This is a genomic window from Pseudoalteromonas sp. 78C3, from assembly GCF_002836695.1.
GTDB classification, from domain to species: Bacteria; Pseudomonadota; Gammaproteobacteria; order Enterobacterales; family Alteromonadaceae; genus Pseudoalteromonas; species Pseudoalteromonas arctica.
In genome coordinates this window covers 1-5,734 of the sequence record NZ_PJAV01000010.1, presented here as the reverse complement: position 1 = coordinate 5,734, position 5,734 = coordinate 1, and the positions used below count along the sequence as shown (strand labels likewise).

Below are 5,734 nucleotides of genomic sequence, written 5' to 3'. Positions count from 1 at the left end.
AGAATTTTTTAACGCAGGTAGCGACACGTTTAGCCCCGCAAAATGATTAAGTATTATTGCGGATTGGTATAACACAATACAAAGTTAATAAGCACGAAAAAGCCGATGTTGAGGTTTAACCCAACATCGGCTTTTTTACTCTCGCTATTTTATATTATGCTTTAGTAAGCACTTTATAAAACACGTTATAAAGGTTTTTTATAACGATAATTCTTCTTTAGCGCGAGTTAAGTTGTGCGATACCATCGTGCTGTTAGACAATTTTGATGCTTCGTATAAATCAGCAAGTGCAGCAGTGTCGTTATGCGCTTTTAAACGTGCAACACCACGGTTGCTTAATGCGAATGACGTAAGTTGGCGTACTTTAAATTTAGGGCCATCTGCGTCTTTTAAAAGTGCGATTGCTTTAGTACAAATTGCTTCCGCTTGCGCATAATTTTTTGACTTAACATTCAGTGCGCAGCTATTAAATGATTGCTCAAGTGGCTGTGGCGCTGTTGCAGTTTCAATAACCATTAATTTGTAATCACTTTGATCAGCCATTGCAGCAGCTGAACATGTTAATAGTGAGCTAAGAGCGATAGTTTTGATAAGTGTAAGTTTCATGGTCATATTCCTGATTAGTTAAGCCGTGCTTGTTGCCGACAACTGAACTTTAGTGAATTACCACAACCCCGACAAACGATTAAAACAAACCTAATAAGTGAGAAAAATTAACCTATAGACCTTAGTCTAATACGTTTAAACTTTTTCTATATATTTAAATAACTTACGTACCACTTTACGTGCCTAAAATCGCTACTTTACGTTTTAAAATGTATATAATTATTTATGCCTTTTTTTAGTTGGTTTTATTTTAAACACCTTACTTAGGCATAGCTGAGTAACAATCAAACAAATTTATACATTTAATTACATGCAATACTAAGTTATGTATTTATAATTACGGCTCTGGTAACTTTTCATCATTAATGGATTAACTTTTTTGAAACACACACTTCCTCTTTTTGTTTTATTAAGCACGCTTTTATCATTTAGCCAAAATGCTAACGCAAGGCTTTTGCTCGGTAATGACATGCCTAACACCGGTATGTTTATAAAATCAGAATTTAATGGTAATAGCAGCATTACATCTGCGGGTGTAGAAATGATGGTCAAACAAAATTACAGTAACTTTGGTGTTGTTTTTACAAGCGCAATTGGCGCGGCTGTAATCGATAATAAACAAGGCGAGCAAGAAGAATTTATAACGTGGGACAATGGCATGAAGCTTGGTTATTTTAATGACTTTTTTATATACGCCGAGCTTGGCTTAGATCTGTTCGAACTCGCCTTTAAAAACGATAGGGGCGATAACACCTACCAAATAGAAAAATCGAACAACGACATAGATGGTTACGCAGGTATAGGTGCGGGTTATCACTTTAAGCCATTTAAAATAGAAGTATTTACCCGAGCACGCCAAATAGATGGCGACTACTGGGAAGCACAAGAACATATTTACAGCGGTGTGCAGCTCAGCTTTACGTTTTAATTGCCCTTTTGTTTTATAAGAAAAATAAAAAGCGTGTGAAATACAGCTATTTCACACGCTTTTTAAAAAATTGCATTTAACAGGTTTGATCTAACCAATTTATATTTAACGGATAGTTTTGGCTACTTTACCAATACTCAAACCCTGAATTAAAATTGAAAACACCACAACCGCATAAGTGAGAGCTAATAAAATATCGCGCTCGTTCCCATCAGGTAGTTGCAATACCAGTGCAACCGAAATACCACCACGCAAGCCACCCCAGGTTAAAACTTTCCATGCGCCAGATGGCAACTCTAATTGCTTATTAAATGTAGTGGTTGTTATACCCACAACAATTAAACGTGCGAGTAACGCTATTAAAATTGTTAAGCCACCAGCAATAAACAAATTACTCGAAAATGCAATCATGACGACTTCAAGCCCTATGAGTACAAATAAAATGGCATTTAAAATTTCGTCAATCAGTTCCCAAAATAAATCAACGTAATGGCGTGTTTTGTCGCTCATAGCCATACTACGTCCATGATTGCCCACCATTAGCCCCATCATTACCATTGCAAGTGGGCCCGACAAATGCCAATGGCTAGCCAGTGCATAGCCACCAATAACGCCCGCTAAAGTAAGTAGTACTTCTTCTTGGTAACTATCAATACTTTTAAGTAAGTAATATAAAATACCACCTAATACCAAACCAAAAACAATACCGCCACCGGCTTCTACCGCCAGCGTGTGCGCTACATAATAGGTTGTAGGAATATCACCACTTGATAAAACACCCAATAAAAGCACAAAAATAACCACGCCTATACCATCGTTAAACAACGATTCACCCGCAATCACGGTTTCAATACTTTTAGGCGCCCCCGCAGATTGTAAAATACCCATTACCGCAATCGGATCGGTTGGCGAAATTAATGCGCCAAACAATAAACACCAAATAAATGCTAAATCAAAACCAAGCAAAGGAAGCACTAAATAAAGCGCGCCTGCAATAATAACCGTTGATAGCAACGTACCAACACAGGCCAAAATACCGATTGGCAATTTATAGCGCCTTAAATCGCTAACATTTACATGTAGCGCCCCTGCAAACAGCAGCATAGAGAGCATGCCATCAAGCAAAACTTCAGTAAAATCTAACTGATCGAGCAAGCTCACTTCGTAATCTATAAGATCATCAAACCCTAAAAAGCCCAAAAATATAGCGCCGATAGATAAAAGCATCGAAATAACCATAACGCCAATGGTTGTTGGCAAGCCAATAAAGCGATGGTTTACATAGGTGAGTAACGCGGTAATTGATAAAAATATCGCACTTATTTCAAGTACGCTTAGGCTGGTTCCTGGTGCCATGGTTTAAATCTCAATATTTATTTAATGATACCTTGCTCAAAACAAGCAAAGCAGAAGGATTATTATTTTTTATACGGTTATCTCGCATTATATTCGCGTAGCCTAAACAAGCATACCCAAAATATTAATTATAAATACACACCCTGCTCTATTAACATATTTAAGGTATTAACTTACGCATTAAATAAAACAAAAAAACCCATGTTAGGAATTAACCTAACATGGGTTTTTTTACTCTCGCTATTTTATATCATGCTTTTGGTAAGCACTTTATAAAAGCGTTTATAAAGTACTTATAAAGAAAGCTCTTCTTTAGCGCGAGTTAAGTTGTGCGATACCATTGTACTTGTAGACATTTGGTTTGCTTCGTATAAATCAGCAAGGCCAGCAGTGTCGTTATTCGCTTTTAAACGTGCAACACCACGGTTACTTAATGCAAATGACGTAAGTTGGCGTACTTTAAATTTAGGGCCATCTGCGTCTTTTAAAAGCGCAATTGCTTTAGTACAAATTGCTTCAGCCTCAGCGTAATTTTTTGACTTAACATTCAGTGCGCAGCTATTAAATGATTGCTCAAGTGGCTGTGGCGCTGTTGCAGTTTCAATAACCATTAATTTGTAATCACTTTGCTCAGCCATTGCAGCAGCTGAACATGTAAGTAGTGAGCTAAGAGCGATAGTTTTGATAAGAGTAAGTTTCATGGTCGTAGTCCTGTTGGTTAAGCCGTGCTTGTTGCCGACAACTGAACTTTAGAGAATTAACACAAAACCGACAAACGATTAAAACAAACCTAATAAGTGAATAAATCTAACTTATAGACTTTAGTCTAATGCCAAATTACTAATTTACGACAATTGGTATTTATAAAAACAACCAACGAAACTTAAACTTATTGAGTGCGTTCTAGTAACTTAACTACTTGGGCTACAACCATTTCTGGCTCATCTTTTTGCGGGTAGTGATAGCTTTTATTTGTTATAACTACTTCACCTTGAGGAAAGGTATTAGCCCACTTTGAATGGAAGTCGCCCCACATTTCACGCGCTTTGTCGGTAAAAAATAATACAGATGGCTTTTTATACTTTTTAACTGAGGCAATTACTGTCACGGGTATATCAGCAATTTGTGGATAATCGGGCAGTGGACGTTTTGCCCAAAAATCTAAATACTGATTCGACATTCCATTTTTTATATCGTCGAGCTTTATTGCTGCAATTTCTTTTTCAGCGCGTGGCAAATCAATCGCGCGCATAATATCTACATCGTGCTCTGATGCAGGCTCAATTAACATCAACGCTTTAATCTGATTAGGGTATGTTGCAGCAAATACACGTGCAATATAAGCACCATAAGAGTGCGCAACATACACAACAGGCTCTTCTATTTTCAGTGTTTTGAGTAATAACGCAGCCTCAGCTGCATATTCTTCTGAGCTATAGTTTTTCTTTATTTGCGAAGAACCACCATTACCAATACGAGAATACCGTATAACTTTACCGTGCTTGGTAAGTGATTCAAAAACCGGGTCCCAATCACTTAAACCAGCAGAGCCGCCCGCTTCAAGTAAAATAGTATGTTTACCTTTACCAGCTAGCTCGTATTCAACGTCAAAGCCATTTACTTGAACTTTAGCCAGTCCAGCTAAAGCACTAGTAGATATAAGGAATGAGCAAAGGAATGTTACTTTTAATTTTAATCTCATTGTATTAGGTAGATCTTTCTTTTATTAAATTAACTAATTTTTAAAGTTAGTACATGCCTTTAGTGTCTGCCTTAAATATTCTTGGCTATTAACTCTGCTTTTAACAAACCACCTTTAGTAAGTAACTTAGGAGCGAAACTTGGATTACGTTTAGATTTGTAAGCATCAAGTATTAACTTAAGACCATGCGCTTCTAACAATGAGATATTTACTTCAGTATCCATTTCGGCGGACTCAATGAAATCATCTGAAAAGCTGGGGGCGATGATCAACACTTGTGCAACGCGCTTACCCTGGTTTTCTGCACGAGTTACATAGGCTTTTACTTGGCGCGATGTTGTTGAATATTTGGCAAAATCTCCATTTTTACATGTTTTTGCTTCACCTATAATTATATCGTTATCACTGAGTGAAATTACGATATCTGCTTTATCTTTAGCGGTATTTAAGTCTTTACGAAGGTCCTCGTCGATATTAAGCTCTAGTAGTTCAAAAATTGCTTTTGTGACTTCTTCAAACTTAACACCAATATCAGCTTCTGTTACATCTGCACCAGCTTCTCTAAGAGTATTAATATCGCGGCGCGCTAGTGCGTCGTAATTTTCAATTAGTTTATCAGTCGCGTTAGCAAAGCTTTCTAAAATAGCAAAACGCGCATTACCTCGTTTAGATAGCCCCATACTATCTCTAACTTCCCTTACTTCATCATTTGAAAGTAAATATAGAATATCGTGAGGTGTAATACTTAAGGCACGTAATTGTTCAGTATCTATTATTTGATTAGCTTCAAGCTCAAATGCTTCTTTAAGCACTACCTGCATTGTTGGGAAATGTTCTTCTAATGTTTTTAGAAGCTGCTTAAATCCACTAGCACTGAGGGAATCAAACTCCTTTTCTGTTGCACCTGATAGCGATGACAGTATTAAACCAATACGTTCATCTAAAGTAGTACCAAGTTTTTCTGTGTCAATTTCTAAGTCTTGTATTAACTGTTTTAAGCGTTCTTTACGTTGATTTTGATTATCTTCAACATTGTGAATATCGTCTGATAATAATTTAGCTGCGCTAAGTCCTGAATGAATAATTGTTTGAATCTTATCAGTTCGGCTTACGCCTCTTATTTTACGCCCATGCGCTTTGAG

The 5,734-nt window shown here is 37.0% G+C and carries 5 protein-coding genes and 1 pseudogene; 1 reads left to right on the top strand and 5 read right to left on the bottom strand.

Annotated features, from left to right (window positions below; genetic code table 11):
- Window positions 1-198: 198 nt before the first annotated feature.
- Window positions 199-606, bottom strand: coding sequence for a hypothetical protein (locus CXF76_RS00285; protein ID WP_101162766.1), 408 nt, complete (start codon window positions 604-606; stop codon window positions 199-201).
- 379 nt (window positions 607-985) lie between these two features.
- On the opposite strand from CXF76_RS00285, the gene CXF76_RS00280 reads away from it, so the two are divergent.
- Entirely contained in the window at window positions 986-1,534 is a 549-nt protein-coding gene (locus tag CXF76_RS00280; protein WP_101162765.1) for a hypothetical protein, read from the top strand.
- A 105-nt stretch (window positions 1,535-1,639) separates the two neighbouring features.
- Here CXF76_RS00280 and CXF76_RS00275 read toward each other — a convergent pair whose 3' ends face one another.
- The 4 genes and pseudogenes from CXF76_RS00275 to CXF76_RS00260 form a co-directional block, all read right to left on the bottom strand.
- Window positions 1,640-2,890, bottom strand: a complete 1,251-nt coding sequence (locus tag CXF76_RS00275) for a cation:proton antiporter (protein WP_024590868.1) — start codon at window positions 2,888-2,890, stop codon at window positions 1,640-1,642.
- Between the two features lie 293 nt (window positions 2,891-3,183).
- Window positions 3,184-3,591 carry a hypothetical protein gene (locus CXF76_RS00270; RefSeq protein WP_101162764.1) on the bottom strand — a complete coding sequence of 136 codons (408 nt, stop codon included), beginning with the start codon at window positions 3,589-3,591 and terminating at the stop codon, window positions 3,184-3,186.
- A gap of 188 nt (window positions 3,592-3,779) precedes the next feature.
- Entirely contained in the window at window positions 3,780-4,592 is an 813-nt protein-coding gene (locus CXF76_RS00265; RefSeq protein WP_101162763.1) for an alpha/beta fold hydrolase, read from the bottom strand.
- Between the two features lie 71 nt (window positions 4,593-4,663).
- A pseudogene (locus tag CXF76_RS00260) lies at window positions 4,664-5,734 on the bottom strand (hypothetical protein); the annotation flags it as partial.

What these genes read in the sequence shown, in the direction of transcription:
- CXF76_RS00285 (WP_101162766.1), bottom strand. Translation starts at nt 606, where the DNA reads ATGAAACTTACACTTATCAAAACTATCGCTCTTAGCTCACTATTAACA.
- CXF76_RS00275 (WP_024590868.1), bottom strand. Translation starts at nt 2,890, where the DNA reads ATGGCACCAGGAACCAGCCTAAGCGTACTTGAAATAAGTGCGATATTT.
- CXF76_RS00270 (WP_101162764.1), bottom strand. Translation starts at nt 3,591, where the DNA reads ATGAAACTTACTCTTATCAAAACTATCGCTCTTAGCTCACTACTTACA.
- CXF76_RS00265 (WP_101162763.1), bottom strand. Translation starts at nt 4,592, where the DNA reads ATGAGATTAAAATTAAAAGTAACATTCCTTTGCTCATTCCTTATATCT.